This window comes from Paenibacillus sp. FSL K6-1230 (genome assembly GCF_038002385.1).
GTDB lineage: Bacteria > Bacillota > Bacilli > Paenibacillales > Paenibacillaceae > Paenibacillus > Paenibacillus massiliensis.
In genome coordinates, this window is record NZ_JBBOCK010000001.1 from 1,191,837 (window position 1) to 1,212,773 (window position 20,937).

Sequence of the window (20,937 nt, forward strand, 5' to 3'; positions counted from 1 at the left end):
AGAGTCTCTCTCGATCAGAGAGGACACTACAGGTCTTTCCATTTGTTGGGGTGGAGGAAAAGCTTGACAGCTCAAAAAAAAGGCGTTCCATACCCCGTTTTTTGTGGAATGAAACAAGATTTTGGCACAAAAAATACCATATTTTTTTCGATGTAAACGTTTACTATTTTTTGGGTGGCTTGTTATTTCGAAATTTATTCGGTATCATTTTTGTAACACATTGATTATGGACTTCCCGATTATCAACAGAATAGGGTGACATGATGAAGGCTAAGAAGTCTGCAGACGCCAGGATGATTTTTGTGTACAGGTATGCTTCCTTGGCGGTTACATCGCTTGCTTATGTATTTGGAGACTCGGGCCACGACGCGAATCACAAATGGCTTTTAATTAGTTTGCTATTCATGATCGTCAGTACATTCACGTATATTTATCGCAGGTACCAGAATCATCCCAAGATCATGATGTTCACCATTGCCCTGGAGACCGTTGGAATAATAGCCCTGTTGTTTCCTACGGGGGGAGCGGGAAGCCCCTTCAAATGGTACATCATTAATCCGATGGTGACTGCGGGAGTGTATTTGTCAACAATTTACAGTTGGATCTTGCTTACATCCTATATCGGAATTCAGCTCACTTTTTGTTATACCTTTTTTAACCAATGGCAGACTCGGTTTTTCCCGGATGTCCTGATTCAAAATATGAATCTCATCCTCGTATTGTCGATTACGATGATGGCGATGCAAATGATCGGCACCATGAAGAGGGAGCTGACACAAGCCAATACCCGAGTACATGAGACAATGGAGCATATCAGATCCATCTATCACATCATGGAGACGGCGAGCCGCAATGAGGCCATGAATATGGGGCAAGTAATCTCGGACTACACGGTGAAGCTGACTGGGCAGCAGAAGGCCTTCTTTTGGCTGGACCATATGGAGGAGGATGCACCTGCGAGCAGCCAGACGGGCTGGAGTGTGGAAGAGGAGGAGGAGCTCTTTGCCGAGATTAATCATCATCGGGAGCAATACCGCTCGGAGCGGGAGCCCTTCTTCAAGACACTGCCAGACTGGGGCGAATTCCTGATGATTACGGTGCCGATGACGACACGCTTCGTGGCTATCATCGGTGTTAAGCTGGAGCCCGAGCAGGAGCTGAGTCGTAGACGCTGGCTGGTGCAGCAGCTGATCTTCCTCGCGGAGCTAAGCGCCGTATTCCTGGAACGTTATGAGCTGGAGCGTATCGAGAGTCAACTGATCATCACGAATGAGCAGAACCGAATTGCCAACGAGATGCATGATAATGTATCCCAGAGCCTGTTCGGCATGGTGTATTCCACACATTCTTTACGTCAGATGTGGCATAAGCTGCCAAGGGCCAAGGTCAACGAGCAGCTGGATCTGTTACAGGAGTCTGCCAATCAGGCGGCACGGGAACTGAAGCTGGCAATACATAGCTTAAGCTCCCGCAAAGGAGGAGCTCCTACCTGGATGGCATCAGTGAAGAGTCATCTGCATATGCTTTCTCGTCTGAATGAGGTGCAGATTGACCTGTCTATTACAGGAGATCATCACACGTTGCCTTACCTGTATCAGAAAATGCTATATCGTGTCATATCCGAGTCAGCAGGTAATGCCATTCGGCATGGATGTGCGAAGCACATTAATGTTAGTCTGGCTATTCATCCGCAGCGAGTGAAGCTCGTGATTACGGATGATGGAATTGGATTTGAAGCAGATAAAATTACGGCAGGAGGTGAGGCGCTTCAGCCCGAAGGAGGCCTCGGATTAGGGAATATGGAATATTTAGCGAAATCTATGGGAGGTGAATTTAATGTAACCAGCGGGATCGGGAGCGGGACAGAGCTTGTCCTCACGGTTCCGGTACAGCTCAGTTCTTGATGTTCATGATGAATATACAGACACGACAGGGAACGGGATATTGCACGGGATGTGTTCACTGGAATGCGGATCATATAACAGATACATAAGATCAGGAGGTCGTTTCATGAAAGTAGTCATTGTAGATGATCATCCTTTGGTGAGAAAAGGGCTCGCTGCTGTAATATCAATGCAGCCTAACGTACACTTTGCGGGAGAGGCCAAGAACCAGCATGAAGCACTCATGGTGCTGGAGGAGACGAACCCTGATCTGGTATTACTGGATTTGAAGCTCGCAGATGAATCCGGTCTGGATATTATTAAGTCCGCCAGAAATCGAGGATTCAACAGCAAATTCATTCTTTTGACGTCCTCGGCAAGTCGGGAGGATTTCCTGAAGGCAGAAGAGGCCTCTGTAGATGGCTATGTGCTGAAGGAGGCTCTGCCAGAGGAGCTAATCTATGCGATTCAACTGGTGAACAAGGGTCGCAAATATTATGATCCGACGATTCTGGAGACGAAGCTTCGCGAGGATGCGGTGAACCTGACAGATGATCTGACGCCGAAGGAAAAGGAAGTTCTCATTGAGCTCGGGATGGGAGCCTGCAATCGTGAGATTGCCCAGCGGCTATTCATCAGTGAGTTCACGGTGAAGAAGCATGTCAGTCAGATCCTCGCCAAGCTCCGATTGTCAGATCGTACACAGGCAGCACTGTATGCGAATGCTATTGGTCTGGCCAAGTATGAGCCAATGAACTAAGCTACACAGCCATTCATCGAGTGTGTCTTCTATGCTTTGTTTTTTAAATAAAATATAGAATTAAAGTAAAAACACGGAAGCTATTCCGTGTTTTTTTATTTTGCTAATAAATATGGTACGAAAGTATACCAAAGAGTAGACACAGGTGGCAATCAAATGTCTACCATCGTTACGAATAAAGTGCAGCAAGGGGTCATGTGTGCCCACTGTGGCATTGATAAGATGAGAATATATTAATATGAGCATTTTCATAAATCAGGAGTGCTTCCAAGAGAGACTTATGAATATGCGGATCAGAGCGGAAAGGAGGAGATGTAATGGAGAAAACCATTATGGATTACCTTGTATTGATTCGGAAAAGGTTATGGCTGATTACTGCATTTGTTCTGATCTCATGCCTAACAACGCTGTATGTCAGTCAGAATTTCGTGAAGCCTGTGTATGCTGCTTCCAGCCAAATACTCATTAACAACATCTCGGGCACACCGCAAAGCAACAGCCTGAATGAAGTCAATGCCAGTCTTAACCTGGTGCAGAGCTACAGGGATATTCTTACGTCACCTTCCATTATGAACACTGTAGTCTCTGCTCACCCCGAATTTGGTCTCAATCAGGCGCAGTTGACAGAGAAACTGCAGATCAAATCCTCTGACAAGAGCCAGGTTATCGGGCTTACGGTAGAAGATGAGAGCTATCAGAAGGCAGCAGGTATTGTAAATGCCGTATCGCAGACCTTTGCGCGCTCCGTACCTGAGCTAATGAACCTGAATAATGTGAAGATTCTGAATCTGGCGGATGTTCAGGCTGATCCAGAGCCAGTCAATGGCAGTCCGCTGATGAATATTGCCATTAGCTTTATCGTGTCCTTGATGATTGCACTCGGAACGTTAATTTTCCTGGAGAGCATCAACGGTACGCTCAGATCTGAGAAAGAAGCTGAGGCAGAGCTCGGCATTCCTGTAATTGCAGCCATTCCGGTCATCCGCAAAAAGGATCTGGGCAGCGCCGCTGGCAAATCCAAAGAACGAGTGGGGGAACGAACTTATGCTGCAGTTGAGTGATGCGTTAATTACCGAGACGAACCCGGCTTCGCATGTATCTGAATCCTTTCGTTCACTTAGGACATACATCCGCCAGCAGGTCATCGGCACGAGTGATCTGGGAACAGCTCTCCTGGTAGCCTCGCCTGGTCATGGAGAAGGCAAGACGACATTGTTGGCCAATGTTGCTGTATCCTTCGCCCAGGAAGGACGAAAGATTGCTATTGTCGATGCAGACCTGCGTCGCCCGGCCATCCATGAAGTGTTCGGTATGGAGAATACCAGTGGATTATCGAGCTATCTTCGCAGCTCCGCCAGCTCCAAGGACATCATCCGTAAGGTAGACAGCAGCCTGTATGTGATTCTGGCTGAGAACAGCATCTATAATGCGGCAGATATGCTGGGCAGTGCGAAGATGAAGCAACTGATTGATGAGCTACGCGAGGAATATGATCTTATTCTGATTGACTCCCCATCTGCACTGGATTACACGGATGCCCGTCTACTGGCGCCGATCACAGACGGGGTGGTGCTGGTCGCCCAGCATTCGCGTACGAAACGCAGTGATATTCGCAAGACCAAGCAACTCATGGATCAGGCAGGAGCCTCCATTGTGGGCATCGTGTTGAACCAAGTGAAATAACTTATGCATAACCAATATCATTCTAGGAGGCCAATGCGATGAAAAAAGTGAAAAAAGCGATTATCCCGGCCGCAGGACTCGGCACACGGTTCTTACCGGCGACCAAGGCAATGCCTAAGGAAATGCTTCCAATCATCAACAAGCCCACGATTCAGTACATCGTGGAAGAAGCAATTGACTCCGGAATTGAGGACATCATCATTGTCACAGGTAAGGGCAAGCGGGCCATCGAGGACCACTTCGATAACGCCTTTGAACTGGAGTCCAGATTGCTCGAGGACGGCAAGCTGGACATTCTGAAAGAGGTGCAGCGCTCCTCGAAGGTTGAGATCCACTATATTCGCCAGAAAGAACCGAAGGGTCTCGGACATGCTGTATGGTGTGCAAGACGCTTCATTGGCGACGAGCCGTTCGGCGTATTGCTGGGAGATGACATTGTCACAGGCAAGACTCCATGCCTTCGCCAGCTGATGGATCAATATGAAGAGACCCAGAACTCCGTGATCGGGGTGCAAAAGGTGCCTGAGGAATATACACATCGTTATGGAATTATCGAGCCGGATCTTCAGGAAGGACGACTGTACAGAGTGAACAACTTTGTAGAGAAGCCACCGAAGGGTACGGCACCGTCAGACCTTGCGATAATGGGCCGATACGTATTCACACCTAAGATTTTCAAATACCTGGATTTGCAGGAGCGCGGAGCTGGCGGAGAGATTCAGTTGACGGATGCGATCCAAAAGCTTAATCAAAGCGAGCGTGTCTATGCTTATGACTTTGAGGGCACTCGTTATGATGTGGGAGAGCGACTTGGCTATATTCTGACCACCCTGGAATTTGCGATGCAAAGCGGCGATCTCAAATATCCTGTGCTGGATGCCATGGCTGAGTGGCTCGCCAAAGCTGATCATTCCACCACGGTTGGATCATAAGGAGGGAGTCATTGCGATGAGCATGGAAAATCTGCCGGATGACTATGAGGCTGTCGTGCCGGGTAAAACGTTTTACATGCCATATGGAACTAAGAAGGTACAGGATAAGACCTCATATCTGGTGACCAAACGTATTCTGGATATCTTGCTGTCAGGCATAGGACTCATCGTATTGCTACCACTGTTCGTGCTGGTGGGTATTCTCATCAAGCTGGAGGACCCGAAGGGAAGTGTCTTCTTCAAGCAGACGAGGGTAGGCAAGAACGAGAAGCTGTTCAGCATGTTTAAGTTCAGATCGATGGTGTCCAATGCCGAGGAGCTCAAAAAGGATCTGATGGCCATGAATGAGGTCAGTGGGGCCATGTTCAAGATCAAGAATGATCCGCGGATTACACGGATCGGCAGATTCCTTCGCAAGACCAGCATTGATGAAATACCGCAGCTGTGGAACGTATTGCGGGGGGACATGAGCCTGGTGGGGCCCCGTCCGCCTCTACCAAGCGAGGTGGAGGAATACTCCGACTATGACAAGCAGCGCTTGATCGTCACCCCGGGGTGCACGGGCTATTGGCAGGTTAGCGCGCGCAACAGTGTCGGCTTCGAGGAGATGGTGCAGATGGACCTCAAGTACATCCATGTGCGCAACACCTGGCTGGATCTGAAGATCATCTTCAAGACAGGGGTCATCATGCTCTTCTCCAGGGATGCCTACTGATGGACAACAATCAAGGAATTCATAACAGCGTACCTGAGCTGTCCATTATCATATGCACCTATAATCGGGCTGACCTGCTGCAGAAGACGCTGGAGTCATTGCTTGCCCTGAAGGAGCTGGAACGGTCAGAGGTCATCGTCGTGGACAATCGCTCGACGGACCATACCGCTAGTGTCATCGGGCGGTTCGAGGAGGCACACGGGCATAGGCTGAGCTTTCGCCACCACTATGAATCCGAACAAGGGCTGTCAGCAGCTCGCAATGCAGGTATCCATCTGGCGCAGGCTGACCTTGTAGCCTTTCTGGATGACGATGCCATTCCCTGCGTGGGTTGGATCACAACCATTGTGGACACCTTCCACAGGCACCCGGATATGAGTGCTCTTGGAGGACCGATTGCACCGATCTTCGAGATCGAGCGGCCCTCCTGGCTTAGCGGCCCTCTTGAATTGCCTTACACCATCGTAAATCTGGGCACGGAAGAGCGTGAGTATCCGAAGAACCTGAATCCGTTCGGCGCCAATATGGCTATGCGCACATCGGTATTTGCCACAGGAATGTTCCCGCTCCATCTGGGTCGCAAGGGCAACCTCCTCCTTTCGGGAGAGGAATCGTGGGTATTTGAGAACATTCGCAGGGCTGGCGGGCTGGTCATCTATCATCCCGATATGGCGGTGGATCATTTCGTACCTGCCGAGCGCTTGACGAGAGACTGGATTATGAACAGGTACTATTGCCAAGGAATGTCGTACGCAGCTCAGTGCAGTGGCCCCAAGGATTGGGCCATGCTTATGGCCAAGACGGGAGCTAAGCTGTTGTATATTGCTATGAGCTCCTTGAGAGCACGCAGTGAAGCAGCGAGACTGCTGATTCAATGCAGGATGGAAAGTATACGGGGAACGATGGATACATTTCGGAACCGAAATCGTGAGTCTGCCGCAGGATGAGGTGTTGAACAATGAGTAACTATCCACGGATAGCCAGAATGAATGCCTTTCAACAAGTGACGGTATTCCTGCTGGCTGCGTTGTTTATCGGGGTCGCAGCTACCTATCAGCCCTTCATCAGCATCGCTGCTGTAGTGGTGCTACTGCTGCTGGGAGTCTGTATCACCCACCCTGATCGGATCAGCTATCTCGTATTGCTGAGCACAGCCTTATCTGTGGATTACCTGATTCCCGGCGGCTTGTTCGGATTCGAGGTGCTATCCCTCTACAAGCTGGGCATATTGGCCTTGTTAGTCCCTTGTATGCTGGTCAATGGCATCCGACTGAAATTCAGCTATCCCATCTGGGCATTTGCAGCCATGCTTGGAATTACTTTTACATTCTCGGTCTGGCTTCCACAGATGAGCGCATCACTGGCAATCAAGGCCTTTATCGGGCTGTCATTGCCCTTCTTTTTTCTCCTAATCAAGTGGAAGAGGGCCGTGGCCGAGAAGCACATTCGCATCATCGCGATGCTTCCCGTCATTAGTGTCGTAGTAGGACTGCTGCTGGCTGTAGCTGGTATGCATTCCTTGGCATCTGTGGAATTCACTGGAGCCATTCGGCTGCAGGGGGCGAACATCCCGCCGCATCTGGCGATGCTGGCTTTTATCGGGATTGGCGTATCCTTGATCGAAATAAAGCGAAGACCAGAGCAGAGCATCTACTTTTACATGACACTGGCTCTTAATTTTATGATTCTGATCGGTACGGGGACTCGTGGACCTATCCTTGCGTTACTGCCGATTCTGGCTGTGTATTTGTACGATATTTCCCGTCAATATTTGCGGGGCAGGCTGAGATATATGCTTCCACTTGGAGGCTCGATTCTGGTGGGGATCGCTGCGGTAGCTCTGCAATGGGACAATTTGATGAAGCGCTCATTCGAGCGACAGACGGATACGGGCATTGATCTGTCGGGCCGCTCAGAGGCGTGGGATTATTTTCTAAGCCGGGTTCAGGACTATCCGTGGTCAGGAAGAGGACTTGGCGCGGTGACAATTGCGAACGATGGCACGCTGTTCAATGGCTTCGTCGTACCGCATAACGAATACATCCGCTTTTACTTTGATTCAGGATACATTGGCTGCGGCCTGCTAATGCTCTCGCTGCTGATCGTGTTCGTTCTCATTTATCGATCGCTTGCTAAGCCGATCAAGCCCTATTTCGCAGGTCTGATTACCGGATTTCTGATTTATTCCTTTTCGGACAATACCTTATCAACGGTTCAAATGATTATTCCGTTGTGCTGGTATTTGAATTGCTTGTACCAGACTTCAACGCAAACCGATTTCGCAAAAGAGAAGTGATACGATGAGCAGAGTGAACATGTTCGATGTCAATTTTGATAACTATGACTTTAATGATTTGTTGGATTACATTGATCGGACCATTCAGCAGCAGGACCATTCCTATATTCTGACCTGCAATGTGGACCATGTCATCAAGCTTCGCAAGGACAGGGAGTTCAAGCAGATCTATTCGGAGGCAGGAGCTGTAGTAGCTGATGGCATGCCGATTATCTGGGCCTCCAAGCTACTGCGCAAGCCGCTGAAGGAGAAGGTGTCCGGTTCCGATCTGTTCAGCAAGCTGGGTGAGGCCTTTGAGGAGCGTCAATATAGGCTGTTTTTCATGGGCTCGGCAGATGGAGTGGCTGAGAAGGCCATGCAAAATCTGAAGCAGTCCTATCCACAGATTAATGTAGTGGGCTATTATTCTCCCTCCTATGGCTTTGAGAACAACGAGGAGGAGAACCAGAGGATTATCCACATGCTGAAGGAGAGTCGCCCGGACATTGTCTTCGTCGGTGTCGGCGCTCCGAAGCAAGAGAAATGGATTTATCGGCACTATGAATCCTATCGTGCTCCGGTGTCAATCGGTGTCGGGGCAACCTTTGATTTCCTGTCCGGGTCCATCAAGCGAGCACCGGAGCTGATGCAAAAGACGGGGTTTGAATGGTTTTGGCGCTTATCGCAGGAACCTCGAAGACTATGGAAGAGATATCTGATTGAGGATACTCAATTTCTGCTCCTACTGCTCAAAGAAATGCTCAAAACCAATCGGATGAAGAGGGGAAACGCGGAGTAATCCGCCCGTATTCCTGCAGAAAGGAAGCACCTGAATGAGAAATGCCGGACGATTATCTAACCAGACGCAGGGATTCAGCCTGTGGAACACACGCGGATTGACCATATTGCTGCTGGGTATGGCGGCCTGTATCCTGCCACTCATGATCGGATATGTCAGCGCCAAGCTGAGTCCTACCATGAGCCAGCAGGCGGCTGCAGTGCTTGCACTGGTCTTTCCAGCATTTGTACTGGCGATGATCCAATCCCGCATGCTCGTTCCCTACACGCTCGTAGTATGGGCCATCGCGCCTGAAATACGCAGAATCATGGACTGGATGGAGGGCACTTACCATTCGGTATCGTTGCTCAGCGTCGCTCCGCTTCTGGCTGGAGCGATGATCATTATTCCCGTACTGCGCAGCATTCATCATGTCGATAAGCCCTTGGCCAGAGCTGTTCTGTATTTCGGGGTAGCTCTCGGCTACGGCAGCCTGATCGGGCTGGCCAAGAACGGGATGGGCTTTGCCTATGATCTGGCGAATTATGTGATCCCATTGCTGCTTCTGCCTTATTTCGCCGTAAGACCATTTTCGTCCAAAGATCTCGACCGATTGCTGTATGCGTATGCGAATATCGCCACACTGGTAGCGGTCTACGGCATAATTCAATACCTAACCGTACCTCCATGGGACGCCTTCTGGATGAATCATGTTGAGATGAATTCGATTGGCATGCCCTATCCACTCGAAATCCGGGTGTTCTCGACTTTGAACTCTCCGGGACCGTGCGCAGCCTTTTTGGCTTTGGCTCTCGTGCCCATGCTGATGGAGAAACGGTGGCGAGGCACGCTGGGATGGGTCGGTCTGCTGCTCACGGTAACCGGGTTGCTGATTACGCTAGTGCGCTCTGCCTGGCTGGTCGTATTCGTCATGCTGCTGGTATATATCGTCACATCCGCCTCCAAGGGAAAATGGAAGACGATTCTGCAATTGGTACTTGTCGGCGGAGCCATGTTCTACATTGTGCCGAAGCTGCCTGGAGCAGAGGGGCTCGTGGCCCGGATGGAGACGCTCACGTCGATTCAGGAGGATCACTCCTACAATGAGCGGCTGGACCTCCTGAACACCATGATCCCGGCTGTAATCGGGAACCCGGTTGGTCAGGGTATCGGAAGTGTAGGTACAGGTACGAAGCTGGAGAATGGAGGGGATCTGGGAGAGCACGGGGTTATGGACAACGGCATCATCGCGGTCTTCCTGACCTTCGGCATTGCAGGAGCGCTGTTCTTTTTTGGCGCATTGTTTTTCCTGGCCAAGAAGCTGCTTCAGCGCATTGCCTTGCGCGACAGCTATCAGCCGTATGCCCGTCTAGCATTTGCGGCGTGGGCGGGAGCGGTTGCGAACCTGATATCCGATAACGGCTTCCCGGGAATGCGAGGTTACCTCGTATGGATGCTGATTGGAATAGGGCTGTGGGCCAAAGACGCTTCATCGGAAAGAAGGTAGCAATCGATGCAATATTTACAGGCACTGTCCAGTCCAATTCGAAGCATATTCAGCTTTATTGTCCGCTTTGCCAAAAGCAAGGATAACAGCTCAGCAGCGGTCAAGACGATGTTCTTCAGCATTATGATCCTGATGGTGAACATGCTGACAGGCATACTGACAGCACGTTACCTCGGACCTACGGGGCGTGGAGAACAGACTGCGATGGTGAACTGGTCTCAATTTCTGGCCTTCTGTCTGACCTTCGGTGTGCCTTCAGCACTGATCTATAACGCCAAGAAGAGCCCCAAGGATGCAGGATCACTCTATGGGATCGCACTGCTGCTGGCTATTTTGTTCGGAAGCATAGCTACAACGATCGGAATCTTCGTAGTACCGATCTGGTTGGATGCCTTTGATCCAGGAGTTGTTCTATTCGCACAGATTTCGATGATCTTGTGTCCTCTGGTGGCGATCTCGCAGGTCAACAATGCCATGCTTCAGGTGCGGGGTGAATATAAGCAATACAACTTGTTCAGGTACATTACTCCGCTGGCGACCTTGCTCGGCTTAGGCATTCTGATTGTGACGGGCATGATGAACCCCTATACATCGGCGCTTGCTTATTTGCTCCCGGCTGTACCGGTATATGCGATCGTCACGGTACGGCTGATTCGGACCTATAAGCCGAAGATCAAGAATGGCTGGGCTCATTTCAAGCGTTTGTTCACCTACGGGATGGGTTCCTACGGAAATGATCTGATGGGTCAGGTCTCCCAATACATCGACCAGATTCTGATTGCGGCCCTGCTGAGGCCAGCAGAGCTCGGATTGTATGCAGTAGCTGTGAGCCTAGCGCGAATGGTCAATGTATTTTCGACCTCGATCATTGTCGTTCTCTTCCCGAAGGCATCCAGCCTGGATAAGGATGAGGCGATTGCGATCACCTTCAGAGCTTTTCGGATTACATCCACTGCCACGATTCTGGCGTCTGTGGTACTGATGCTGATTGCTCCATATGTATTCACTTTACTGTACGGACCGGAATTCAAAAGCGCGCTTACCGTATTCCGATTCCTGGTGCTAGAGGTGTCCATCGGCGGGGGAACCATGGTGTTGGCACAGGCATTTATGGCGCTTGGCAAACCAAAACTTGTCACGATACTTCAGGGGGCCGGTCTGGCCATGGTAGTTCCTCTCCTGATTGTGCTGGTTCCAGCTTATGGTCTGACTGGAGCAGGCATAGCGATGCTCATCTCGGTTATCATTCGTTTTTCCATGATTCTGATCAACGTCAAATTTGTACTTAAGACCAAAATTCCAAGACTCATCATTTCCAGACAGGATATTCAGTGGCTCCGGTCTACCCTGTCCACATATATCCGGAGAAAACCGGCTAACGGTTAAGAACAAAAGGAGGCCCCCTGTAATGAACCATATGTCGAGCGTACCTGTAGATAACAGGATATCCGTCGTCATTATCGCGCAGGATGACGAAATCCGGATTGCCAAGGCGATCCAGTCCTGTGCATCCTTCGCAGACGAGGTAGTCGTGATCGATGGAGGCAGCAAGGATAATACCGCTCAGGTCTCCGAAGCCCTGGGCTGCAGGGTATTCATCAATCCGTGGCCGGGTTATGCCAAGCAGCGTACCTTTGGGATTGAGCGGGCCCAGTACGATTGGATCTTTCTGATCGATACCGATGAGGTTGTGAATCAGGAGCTGGCCCGGGATCTGGTGGAGAAGAAAGCAACCCTGCATGATCCGGCTAAGGCCTACTCCATGTATCGGATCGGAGATTTTCTCGGAAAGTGGATGAACAAAGGCGAGTATCTGGTGCGGCTATTCAATCGCCGAATCTACGGTATTACCAACAGTCTTGTACACGAAATGCCGGATGTAGCAGAGGAACAGACCATTCGGCTGAACGGTGTGCTGTGGCATTACGGATTTCGTAGCATCAGTGATCATGTGATGCGATTCAATAAATACACCGATCTGGAGGCGGAGACAGCCTTCAGCAAGGGCAAGAGCTTCAAGATCATGAATCTGCTGCTCAGACCACCAGCACGCTTTTGTCAGAAGTACTTCGTGCAAGGCTTGTATCGGAAAGGTATTGCAGGGTTCGCTGTAGCGGTGTTCTGGGTCATGTACGAATTTCTGGTCTGCTTCAAGCATTATGAGCTGACCAAGCGCAGCAAGCAGGTCACACTCAAAAATGAGGAGCCGGCGGAGAAGAAGGGAGAGACCAGTTATGTCGTTCAATAACCGATTTGGTGACAGCGGGCTGAATATTGTAGCGACTGGACTTAGCTGGCCTTCGCTACAGGCAGGCGGGCTGAATACGTATTTCAAATCCGTATGTGAGCAGCTGTCACTGAGTCATTCCCTGGATGCCTTGATCTGTAATGAGCAAAAGCCCGAGGTTCCCCCGCGAATGAAGATCCATTCGATTGGAAGCAATGGGCAGTCTCTATGGAAGCGGAGAGAGCTGATGCAGAAATATGCAGCAGAGCTGTTCGACAGACAGCCTGTGGACGTACTGTATTCCCACTTTGCTCCCTACAGTGTAGGGCCGGCGGCCGAGGCGCGAAAGAGAGGCATTCCCGTCGTCATGACGTTCCATGGTCCCTGGACCGAGGAGATCAAGCTGGAGGGTCAGGGCTTCAAGCATCTTCTTAAGACCACCATGGCTCGCTCCATTGAGATGAAGGCCTATGGACTTGCCGACCGATTTATCGTCCTCAGTGAGACCTTCCGGGATATCCTTCATCGGCAGTACAAGGTCCCTTTGCACAAGATTCAGATTATCCCGGGCGGAGCGGATATATCTCGCTTCCATCCAGCTGACGACAAGGCTGAAGTCCGCAAGCGACTTCAGCTTCCACAGGAGGCAACGGTCGTCCTGACCGTGCGCAGACTCGTTAACCGGATGGGTCTTATTCAACTGCTTGAAGCCTGGAGGGCTGTTGCACAACGCTACCCGAATCATATTCTCCTGATTGGCGGGCGAGGTCATCTTCAGGCAGAGCTAGAAGCACGAATCGTGGAATATGGGCTGCAGGAGCAGGTAAGGCTGCTTGGTTACATCTCCGATGAGGAGCTGCCCTTGTACCATCAGGCCTCTGATCTGTTCGTGGTGCCGACGCAGGCGCTGGAGGGCTTTGGCCTGATTACGGTAGAAGCGATGGCCTCGGGATTGCCGGTCATGGCGACTCCGGTCGGTGGCAATCGGGAGATTCTGAGCCGCTTCCGGCCCGAGCTGCTATTCGCGGGAACGGATAGTGGAGAGATCCAGGATGGACTACTGAGCAGCCTTGAGCAGCGTGAGACGTGGCCGGATGCTGAGATATGCAGGGCACATGTGCTGCAGCATTACACCTGGGAGCGAGTAGCGGAGCAGATCGAGGATGTATTTCGGCAAGTTGTAGATAGAAAGGCGGCGGCAGGATGCTAAGAGTAGCTTACATTGATCATACCGCTCGCTGGAGCGGCGGCGAGGTAGCGTTGTATAACATTTTGACTCACATTGGCAAGGACATTAATCCGCTCGTGATTCTTGCGGAGGAAGGGGACTTGGCCGATCGCCTACGGGAGCGACAGATTGATGTTCGTATTGTGCCGATGGACGAATCTGTGCGCAATCGTGGGCGCAACACGGTGAATCTGGGCGCTCCAGCCGCAGCCTTGAAGCTGCTAGCCTATGGGAATAAGCTGGCACCGCTACTCAAGGATGAGCAGGTGGACTGTGTTCACACCAACTCCCTCAAGTCTGCGCTCTATGGAGCTGTTGCGGCGAAGAAAGCCAAGGTACCCTTGATTTGGCATATTCGGGATCATATCGGTCCACCGTATCTGAAGCCTGTGGTAGCTAAGGCCATTCGTCTGCTGTCGCGTTTTCTACCCAACGGAGTCATCGCCAATTCCAAATCAACCCTGAGTGCACTGGAGCTGCCGGCTGACAAGAAGACCTTGGTCGTCTACTCTGCCTTCGCGAAGGCGATTACGGAACGACAGGGCGCGATCGCAACCAAGAATGAGTTCAACATCGTGTTGGTTGGTCGCCTGGCGCACTGGAAGGGGCAGCACATACTGCTGGAAGCGGCCAGAGCGTTTGCAGAGGATGCACGTGTGAAATTCTGGCTGGCTGGAGATGCCCTATTCGGTGAGCAGGAGTATAAGCGTGAGCTGGAGCAGACGATTGACCGTTATGGCTTGAAGCAGGTTCAACTGCTAGGTCACGTGGATGACATTCAGGGCCTGATGCAGCGCTGTGATCTGCTGGTGCATACCTCCGTTACACCAGAGCCCTTCGGGCAGGTCATCGTGGAAGGGATGGCCGCCGGTCTGCCAGTCATTGCATCCAATGAAGGAGGGCCGACAGAGACAGTCGTGCATGGAGAGACAGGGTTGCTGATCCAGCCGGGGGACCCCGCCAAGCTGGAGGAGGCTATTCGCTGGATGCTGGAGCATCCGGAGGAACGGCAGGAGATGGGCCGGAAGGGGATGGAGCGTGTGAAGCGGCATTTTGTAATCGAGAATACCGTCAAAGATATCGTTCATTATTACAAAGGCTTGCTGGCAGGTATATAACAGACTCTCGTGTTTAAAAGGATGGTATTGATGAAAATAGCGATAGCACATGATTATTTGATCCAGATGGGCGGAGCCGAGCGAGTGGTGGAGGTATTTCACAGCATGTACCCGGAGGCTCCCATCTACACGACGGTGTTCAGTGACAGCCGCTTGTCCCATAACTTGAAGGATGCAGATATCAGGGCCTCCTGGCTGCAGAACATTCCGGGAGTGAAGTCCAATTTCAAGAGCGTGCTGCCGCTGTATCCCATTGCCATCCGGGATTTTGACTTCCGAGACTTTGACATTGTATTAAGCTCAAGCAGCGCATTCATGAAGAGCATTCAAGTACCCAAGCATACCTTTCACATTTGCTACTGTCATACTCCTATGCGGTTCGCCTGGGATTACGATACATACATGTCCGGGCAATCCCGATCCAATCTGTTCAAGAGCATGCTCAGGCTGTATATGAACCGTCTCAAGACTTGGGACCAGAAGACTTCGGTGCATGTGGACCAATACGTCGCGAATTCGTCTGTCGTCAAGCATCGAATCCGTTCTTATTATCAGCGGGATGCAGATGTAATCTTTCCCCCGATCAATACTTCGCGCTTCAAGAGCTCGACACGTATTGGGGACTACTATTTGATTGTCTCCAGACTCAACTCCTACAAGCGGATTGATCTGGCGATCGAGGCCTTTAACCGCAACGGAATGAAGCTCTGCATTGTTGGTGAAGGGCCGGACCGCAAGCGTCTGGAGGGCATGGCGAAGCCGAATATTGAATTCCTCGGCAGATTGGAGGATGCCCACGTTACGAAGCTGATGGCAGAATGCAGGGCACTGATTTTTCCAGGGATCGAGGATTTCGGTATTACGCCACTTGAGGCGAACGCGGCTGGCAGACCTGTCATTGCGTTTCAGGGAGGCGGTGCGCTGGATACGATTCAGCCTTATGTAAACGGCGTATTCTTCCGCAAGCATGAGGTGGAGGATGTTCTGGAGGCGGTGCAGGCTGTAGAAAGTCACGACTGGAATATTGATGGCATTATGAAGCATGCGCAAAAGTTCGATGAAAGCACGTTCAAGGAGCAATTCAAGAAGTACGTAGAGCAGGCCTATGTGAATTTTCTAAAAGGAGGATGAGGTTATGAAGCTGGCTGTCATTGGAACGGGTTATGTGGGTCTTGTCTCGGGGGTGTGCTTTGCGCTGAGAGGCAATGAGGTGATCTGCGTCGACTATGATGAGAGCAAGATCGAGAAGCTGAAGCGAGCGGAGTCTCCAATCTATGAGCCTGGCATTGAGGAACTGATCGAGCAGAATCTTGCTGAGCAGCGCCTGGAGTTCACGACGGATCTGGAGGGGGCTGTAAGGCGCTCCGATATCGTCATTATTGCGGTAGGGACCCCTTCGCTGCCGAATGGCGAGGCGAACCTGCACTATATTGAACAGGCGGCCGCCGCTGTAGGTCAGGCCATGAATGCGCATAAGATCGTGATGACCAAGAGCACCGTACCTGTCGGCACGAATGAGAAGATTCGGGAGGTCATTGCCCGTCACACGGAGCATGCCTTCGACATCGTCTCGGCTCCGGAATTTCTGCGCGAAGGCTCAGCCATCAGTGATACGCTTCAGCCTGACCGCATCATTATCGGGATTGATAATCCAGCACTGCATGAGACCATGGTCAAGCTGCATGAGGTGTTCACGAGCAACATCTATGTAACGGACGTTCGCAGTGCGGAAATGATCAAGTATGCGTCCAATGCCTTTCTGGCGACCAAAATTTCCTTCATTAATGAAATTGCGAACATCTGTGAGAAAGTAGGCGCTGACGTCACCAACGTCGCCGAAGGCATGGGGATGGATAAGCGTATCGGCTCCTCCTTTTTACAGGCAGGGATTGGCTACGGAGGCTCTTGCTTTCCGAAGGATACCAATGCATTGATTCAGATTGCGGGCAATGTGGATTACGAGTTCAAGCTATTGAAATCGGTAGTCGAGGTGAACAGCGACCAGCGTTATATGATCATTGCCAAGCTGCGCGAATCCCTCGGGCAGTTACATGGTGTGCCTGTAGGAATCTGGGGGCTGTCCTTCAAGCCTAACACGGATGACATTCGTGAATCTCCGGCATTGGAGATTATAGGCACGTTGCTTCAGGAAGGGGCGATTGTGAAGGTGCATGATCCGATTGCCATGGATAAATTCAAGTCGGAGCTGGATCATCCCAGCATTCACTGGTGCGATACACCTGAGGAAGCAGCTACGGGGAGTGACGCCGTCTGCCTGCTGACCGACTGGGAGGTCTACAAGCAGGTGGATCTCCACGGACTGGGAGCGTTGCTGCGCAAGCCAATTCTGATTGACGGTCGCAATGTATTCACTGAACCTCAGATTGCTAAATCGGGGCTGGAATACTACTCGGTAGGCAGACCCCGCATGGGCGGCTTGAGCGGTCTGTCTCCAAGTGTGGCAGGAGCTGTGTAGAAGGACGAGATAGAGAGAATCCCAATTATCGGAGAAGGAGTGTTGTGCAATGAAATTAGTACTTCTGTCTGGTGGTTCTGGCAAAAGATTATGGCCCCTGTCCAATGATTCGCGTTCCAAGCAGTTCCTGAAAGTGCTTCAAAATCCGAATGGTAGCGCTGAATCCATGGTGCAGCGTGTGTGGCGACAGCTGGGTGACATTGGCTTATGCGGCTCGTCCTATATTGCGACAGGACGGGGACAGGTGGAGATGATCCAGAGTCAGATCGGGGAAGAGGTCAAGATTATTGTTGAGCCTGAACGTCGGGATACATTCCCGGCCATTGCCCTGACAGCCACTTATCTGTACTCCATTGCAGGCGTCTCAACAGATACGGTCATCTCGATTCTTCCAGTAGACCCGTACGTGGAGGAGAGCTTCTTCCATACAGTGGCCCGACTAGAGGATACATTGACGGAGACGGGAGCTAACCTGGCCCTCATGGGTGTCATTCCAACCTACCCTTCCGAGAAATATGGCTACATTATCCCCAAGACGGATACGGAAGCTGGCGAGAGCGGCAGTCTTGCGGTTAGTCACTTTCAAGAGAAGCCGAACCGGGAGCAAGCGGAGCAGCTCATCGAACAGCAAGCCTTGTGGAACTGTGGCGTCTTCGCCTTCCGTCTGGGATATTTGCTCAATATTTTGGAGGACAAAGGACTTCCGCTGAATTATGAGGAGCTGCAAAAGCAGTATAAGTTGCTCGCGAAGATCAGCTTTGACTATGAGGTCGTGGAGAAGGAGCAGAAGATTGCCGTGCTACCATATGATGGGTTCTGGAAGGACCTCGGTACTTGGAATACACTGACGGAGGAAATGACCCAGCAGCAGGTAGGCAGGGGGGTAATGACCGAGGATTCGGTCAATACGAGCCTGATTAATGAGCTGGATATTCCCGTAACTGTGATCGGCGCAAGCGATCTGATCGTAGCTGCCAGTCCAGACGGAATTCTTGTAACGAACAAAGCCGAGAGCCCGCGCATCAAGGAGGTGCTCAAGGCTCATGAGCAGCGTCCGATGTACGAGGAGCGGCGTTGGGGCCATTACCGGGTCGTGGACTATATCAAGTACCCGGAAGGCAACGAGGTGCTCACGAAGCGCATCTTCGTCGAGGCCGGCAAGAATATCAGCTATCAGCTGCATCTGAAGCGCAGTGAGATCTGGACGGTCATCAGCGGCGAAGCCGAGGTCATCCTGAATGAACGCCTGCATCGTGTGAAGGCTGGTGACGTGGTACGTATTCCTGAGGGGACGAAGCACAGTATTCTGGCTGTAACTGATGTGGAGATTATTGAGGTACAGACGGGTTCTGAGCTGGTTGAGGAGGATATTGTGCGTTTCTGCATGGATTGGAATGAAATTTCTTTGCAGCAGTTCATTTCATAAGCAGTTTGTTTCAAAAGCAGTTCATCTCATAGACAGTACTCGAATCACAAAAAGAAAACATTGTCGAATTATTGTCTGTTTCTGAAAAATAATGCCGAAATACGCAAGATAACTGTAATACATGACAAACATCTATAAAAAATTGGCAGGAAAAAGTCGATACAAAGGATGAGAAGGAATTGAAAAACCTTCCAAATTCAAGTGAGCTGCATAGCAGCTCCTTAGCCTGAGGCTACTGCATACATGAAGAGACGGCAGCCAGGCTAGCGAAAGGAAGATTATTCGTGAAAGCTCATCCTTTGGATCGATGGATCAAGAGACTCCTGCCCACAGTTCTCGTAGGTGCTCTAATGACGGTTGGGGTGACGCAGTGGGCTGCTCCGGCTCATGCTGCTGTATCTCTGATTAACCCCGCCGCTTCAGCAGAGGCACGTGAATTATACAGTTATCTACAATCCATTAATGGTCAGAAGATGATAACAGGTCAGCATGATTACCTAGAGACACCCGACGAGTTGAACAACCGACTGAAGAAAATCAGCGGCGAATATGCCGGACTGCACGGCTATGAGCTGGGAGCGATCTCCGGTCAGACGGCCAGTCAAGCCGAAGCGCAGCGCAGCAAGGTGGTGGAGAGCGCCATTCGATGGCACCAAGCTGGTGGAATTGTGGCAATGACCTATCATCAGCCATTGCCTGGCAAGCCCATGACCTGGGCTAACGTACAAGCTAAGCTTAGCCAGAGTCAATTTGATCGCTATGTTACGCCTGGAACCCAAGAATATAGCAAGCTGATTGCAGATCTGGATCAGGTTGCTGTCTCGTTGAAGAAGCTTAGTGACGAGGGGGTTCCCGTCTTGTGGCGGCCCTATCATGAGATGAATGGTAGTTGGTTCTGGTGGGGGAAGAAGAATAATTTTGATGAGCTATGGGATTTGATGTATGACCGTTTTGTCCGTGTGCACAAGCTCGATAATCTAATATGGGTTTGGAACCCGAATGCTCCGAATACGTGGTCTGACCCGTATGCGACCACCTTTCCTGGTCTGACCAAGGTAGATGTGCTTGCCGCTGATATCTATGATAACGATTATAAACAGCGTTACTATGAGGAACTGCTTGCATTGGCAGGCAACAAGCCTATTGCCATTGGAGAGCATGGGGAGATGCCAAGCGCACGGGTGCTGGAATCCCAGCCGAGATGGACCTACTCTATGACTTGGGGCAAGATGCTGCTGGAGAACAACACAGAGCAGGATATTGTGCATTATATGGAGCATGATCGTACGTTAACCCGTGACGAGCTACAGGAGGATATGGAGGGGAATAACGAGGCGCCTACGCCGACACTGCCCCCACAAGACCCAGGCACTTCTGAAGGGAATCCGAGTCTACCAGAGGAGCCCATCGCTTCCCCACCTTCTCCTGCACCAGAGCCTCAGCCAGAACCAGAACCAGAGTTAATTAATGGCTTATATGGAGAGTATTTTAACAACATGACATTGAGCGGTGATCCTGTGCTTCGTCGATTGGAGGCCAAGCTGGATTACAATTGGCGTACGGCTTCTCCTGATCCTGCTGTACAAGCAGACCGGTTTTCTGCCCGCTGGACAGGGAGAGTAAGCCCACGATTTACAGATGTGTACACGTTTACGACGATATCGGATGATGGAATCCGGGTATGGGTAAATGATCAACTTATTATTGATAGCTGGTTCAAGCAGAGCTGGACAGAACGTAAAGGTAGCATCGCTTTGAATGGAGGCGAGCTCTACGACCTCAAGGTTGAATATTATGATCAAGAAGGCGATGCCATGGCACGTCTCATGTGGGAAAGTCAGCAAGAAGCCAAAGCAGTTATACCTTCTAATGCTTTGTTTCTGCCATTGAATTGAACGCTCTTTCCCGGCCATTAAACCAGTGGAGAAA

The 20,937-nt window shown here is 50.9% G+C and carries 18 protein-coding genes; all 18 read left to right on the top strand.

Annotation, left to right across the window (positions count from 1 at the left end; translation table 11 throughout):
• The first annotated feature begins 293 nt into the window (after nucleotides 1-293).
• Nucleotides 294-1,904 (top strand): sensor histidine kinase, encoded by a 1,611-nt coding sequence (locus MKX74_RS05145; RefSeq protein ID WP_341177716.1) that lies wholly within the window; start codon nucleotides 294-296, stop codon nucleotides 1,902-1,904.
• 106 nt (nucleotides 1,905-2,010) lie between these two features.
• Nucleotides 2,011-2,643, top strand: coding sequence for a response regulator (locus MKX74_RS05150; protein WP_018885063.1), 633 nt, complete (start codon nucleotides 2,011-2,013; stop codon nucleotides 2,641-2,643).
• Between the two features lie 317 nt (nucleotides 2,644-2,960).
• Complete coding sequence (locus tag MKX74_RS05155; RefSeq protein ID WP_025680246.1) at nucleotides 2,961-3,704, top strand: YveK family protein; 744 nt, start codon at nucleotides 2,961-2,963, stop codon at nucleotides 3,702-3,704.
• Nucleotides 3,688-4,326, top strand: a complete 639-nt coding sequence (locus MKX74_RS05160) for a CpsD/CapB family tyrosine-protein kinase (protein WP_018886707.1) — start codon at nucleotides 3,688-3,690, stop codon at nucleotides 4,324-4,326. The genes MKX74_RS05155 and MKX74_RS05160 overlap by 17 nt, the downstream gene beginning before the upstream one ends.
• 38 nt (nucleotides 4,327-4,364) lie before the next feature.
• Nucleotides 4,365-5,258 carry a UTP--glucose-1-phosphate uridylyltransferase GalU gene (gene galU, locus MKX74_RS05165; RefSeq protein ID WP_018886706.1) on the top strand — a complete coding sequence of 298 codons (894 nt, stop codon included), beginning with the start codon at nucleotides 4,365-4,367 and terminating at the stop codon, nucleotides 5,256-5,258.
• Nucleotides 5,259-5,274: 16 nt separating this feature from the next.
• Nucleotides 5,275-5,973 carry a sugar transferase gene (locus tag MKX74_RS05170; protein ID WP_018886705.1) on the top strand — a complete coding sequence of 233 codons (699 nt, stop codon included), beginning with the start codon at nucleotides 5,275-5,277 and terminating at the stop codon, nucleotides 5,971-5,973.
• Entirely contained in the window at nucleotides 5,973-6,920 is a 948-nt protein-coding gene (locus tag MKX74_RS05175; RefSeq protein WP_036632563.1) for a glycosyltransferase, read from the top strand. The genes MKX74_RS05170 and MKX74_RS05175 overlap by 1 nt, the downstream gene beginning before the upstream one ends.
• Before the next feature lie 11 nt (nucleotides 6,921-6,931).
• Complete coding sequence (locus MKX74_RS05180) at nucleotides 6,932-8,269, top strand: O-antigen ligase family protein (RefSeq protein WP_341177717.1); 1,338 nt, start codon at nucleotides 6,932-6,934, stop codon at nucleotides 8,267-8,269.
• 4 nt (nucleotides 8,270-8,273) lie between these two features.
• Nucleotides 8,274-9,047 (top strand): WecB/TagA/CpsF family glycosyltransferase, encoded by a 774-nt coding sequence (locus tag MKX74_RS05185; RefSeq protein ID WP_018886702.1) that lies wholly within the window; start codon nucleotides 8,274-8,276, stop codon nucleotides 9,045-9,047.
• Nucleotides 9,048-9,081: 34 nt separating this feature from the next.
• Nucleotides 9,082-10,533 (top strand): O-antigen ligase family protein, encoded by a 1,452-nt coding sequence (locus MKX74_RS05190; RefSeq protein ID WP_341177718.1) that lies wholly within the window; start codon nucleotides 9,082-9,084, stop codon nucleotides 10,531-10,533.
• A gap of 6 nt (nucleotides 10,534-10,539) precedes the next feature.
• Nucleotides 10,540-11,919, top strand: coding sequence for an oligosaccharide flippase family protein (locus MKX74_RS05195; protein ID WP_028591089.1), 1,380 nt, complete (start codon nucleotides 10,540-10,542; stop codon nucleotides 11,917-11,919).
• A 22-nt stretch (nucleotides 11,920-11,941) separates the two neighbouring features.
• On the top strand, nucleotides 11,942-12,781 hold the full coding sequence (locus MKX74_RS05200) for a glycosyltransferase family 2 protein (RefSeq protein ID WP_341177719.1): 840 nt from the start codon (nucleotides 11,942-11,944) through the stop codon (nucleotides 12,779-12,781).
• Entirely contained in the window at nucleotides 12,768-13,970 is a 1,203-nt protein-coding gene (locus MKX74_RS05205; protein ID WP_341177720.1) for a glycosyltransferase family 4 protein, read from the top strand. Before MKX74_RS05200 ends, MKX74_RS05205 begins: the two co-directional genes overlap by 14 nt.
• On the top strand, nucleotides 13,964-15,106 hold the full coding sequence (locus MKX74_RS05210) for a glycosyltransferase family 4 protein (RefSeq protein ID WP_028591086.1): 1,143 nt from the start codon (nucleotides 13,964-13,966) through the stop codon (nucleotides 15,104-15,106). Before MKX74_RS05205 ends, MKX74_RS05210 begins: the two co-directional genes overlap by 7 nt.
• 30 nt (nucleotides 15,107-15,136) lie before the next feature.
• Nucleotides 15,137-16,237 carry a glycosyltransferase gene (locus tag MKX74_RS05215; protein ID WP_341177721.1) on the top strand — a complete coding sequence of 367 codons (1,101 nt, stop codon included), beginning with the start codon at nucleotides 15,137-15,139 and terminating at the stop codon, nucleotides 16,235-16,237.
• Nucleotides 16,238-16,241: 4 nt separating this feature from the next.
• Nucleotides 16,242-17,582, top strand: a complete 1,341-nt coding sequence (locus tag MKX74_RS05220) for a UDP-glucose dehydrogenase family protein (RefSeq protein WP_341177722.1) — start codon at nucleotides 16,242-16,244, stop codon at nucleotides 17,580-17,582.
• A 49-nt stretch (nucleotides 17,583-17,631) separates the two neighbouring features.
• Complete coding sequence (locus MKX74_RS05225) at nucleotides 17,632-19,008, top strand: sugar phosphate nucleotidyltransferase (protein WP_341177723.1); 1,377 nt, start codon at nucleotides 17,632-17,634, stop codon at nucleotides 19,006-19,008.
• Nucleotides 19,009-19,358: 350 nt separating this feature from the next.
• Nucleotides 19,359-20,903 carry a glycosyl hydrolase gene (locus MKX74_RS05230; RefSeq protein WP_445667302.1) on the top strand — a complete coding sequence of 515 codons (1,545 nt, stop codon included), beginning with the start codon at nucleotides 19,359-19,361 and terminating at the stop codon, nucleotides 20,901-20,903.
• Nucleotides 20,904-20,937 lie beyond the last annotated feature (34 nt).

Bases quoted from the DNA above. Each gene is read 5' to 3' on its own strand.
- MKX74_RS05205 (WP_341177720.1), top strand. From the start codon at position 12,768: ATGTCGTTCAATAACCGATTTGGTGACAGCGGGCTGAATATTGTAGCG.
- MKX74_RS05220 (WP_341177722.1), top strand. From the start codon at position 16,242: ATGAAGCTGGCTGTCATTGGAACGGGTTATGTGGGTCTTGTCTCGGGG.
- MKX74_RS05195 (WP_028591089.1), top strand. From the start codon at position 10,540: ATGCAATATTTACAGGCACTGTCCAGTCCAATTCGAAGCATATTCAGC.
- MKX74_RS05185 (WP_018886702.1), top strand. From the start codon at position 8,274: ATGAGCAGAGTGAACATGTTCGATGTCAATTTTGATAACTATGACTTT.
- MKX74_RS05145 (WP_341177716.1), top strand. From the start codon at position 294: ATGATTTTTGTGTACAGGTATGCTTCCTTGGCGGTTACATCGCTTGCT.
- MKX74_RS05215 (WP_341177721.1), top strand. From the start codon at position 15,137: ATGAAAATAGCGATAGCACATGATTATTTGATCCAGATGGGCGGAGCC.
- MKX74_RS05160 (WP_018886707.1), top strand. From the start codon at position 3,688: ATGCTGCAGTTGAGTGATGCGTTAATTACCGAGACGAACCCGGCTTCG.
- MKX74_RS05230 (WP_445667302.1), top strand. From the start codon at position 19,359: ATGACGGTTGGGGTGACGCAGTGGGCTGCTCCGGCTCATGCTGCTGTA.
- MKX74_RS05170 (WP_018886705.1), top strand. From the start codon at position 5,275: ATGAGCATGGAAAATCTGCCGGATGACTATGAGGCTGTCGTGCCGGGT.
- MKX74_RS05180 (WP_341177717.1), top strand. From the start codon at position 6,932: ATGAGTAACTATCCACGGATAGCCAGAATGAATGCCTTTCAACAAGTG.
- MKX74_RS05200 (WP_341177719.1), top strand. From the start codon at position 11,942: ATGAACCATATGTCGAGCGTACCTGTAGATAACAGGATATCCGTCGTC.
- MKX74_RS05210 (WP_028591086.1), top strand. From the start codon at position 13,964: ATGCTAAGAGTAGCTTACATTGATCATACCGCTCGCTGGAGCGGCGGC.
- MKX74_RS05155 (WP_025680246.1), top strand. From the start codon at position 2,961: ATGGAGAAAACCATTATGGATTACCTTGTATTGATTCGGAAAAGGTTA.
- MKX74_RS05150 (WP_018885063.1), top strand. From the start codon at position 2,011: ATGAAAGTAGTCATTGTAGATGATCATCCTTTGGTGAGAAAAGGGCTC.
- MKX74_RS05225 (WP_341177723.1), top strand. From the start codon at position 17,632: ATGAAATTAGTACTTCTGTCTGGTGGTTCTGGCAAAAGATTATGGCCC.
- galU (WP_018886706.1), top strand. From the start codon at position 4,365: ATGAAAAAAGTGAAAAAAGCGATTATCCCGGCCGCAGGACTCGGCACA.
- MKX74_RS05190 (WP_341177718.1), top strand. From the start codon at position 9,082: ATGAGAAATGCCGGACGATTATCTAACCAGACGCAGGGATTCAGCCTG.
- MKX74_RS05175 (WP_036632563.1), top strand. From the start codon at position 5,973: ATGGACAACAATCAAGGAATTCATAACAGCGTACCTGAGCTGTCCATT.